This is a genomic window from Streptomyces capoamus, assembly GCF_014654935.1.
Lineage (GTDB): Bacteria > Actinomycetota > Actinomycetes > Streptomycetales > Streptomycetaceae > Streptomyces > Streptomyces capoamus.
Window position 1 is genome coordinate 8,765 of sequence record NZ_BNBF01000038.1, and the last position, 462, is coordinate 9,226.

The following is a 462-nucleotide window of genomic DNA, read 5'->3' on the forward strand; positions in this document are numbered from 1 at the left end:
CGGTGCAGCGAGCGCCCGTGCGAAAGCCCGCCCGCATCGTCCTGGTGGAGCATGGGCAGCACCGGCTGACCGTCGATCAGGATGCGCAAGGGGACCGAACGCAGCCGGAAGGCGGCGTGCTCGACGGCGAGCGGGATCCCGTCGAGCCGCCGGCACAGCTCCACCACGTCCTGCATCTGGTCGCTGAGGTCCAGGGTCGGGACCGCGGTGTGCACCCGGCGGAAGAACAGCTCGGCGGCCGGCGGGTAGGCGCCGGTGCCCTGCGTCCAGTCGCAGGACAGCGGTGCCACCTCCCACAGGTCGGCGGGCAGCGACGCCGACGCGCGCAGCGAGGTGATCAGAATGTGCAGGGACGGATGCCGTGCGAGCAGCGCCTTCACCTCGGCGGTGACGGCGTCGAGCAGGTGCTCGGCGTTGTCGATCACCAGCAGCATGTCCGGCTCCGGTCCCGTGGATCCGCCC

At 71.9% G+C, this 462-nt stretch carries 1 pseudogene; it reads right to left on the bottom strand.

The annotated features are described in order from the left end of the window. Positions 1-434 (bottom strand): annotated as a pseudogene (locus IE312_RS35515) (helix-turn-helix domain-containing protein); the annotation flags it as partial. Positions 435-462 lie beyond the last annotated feature (28 nt).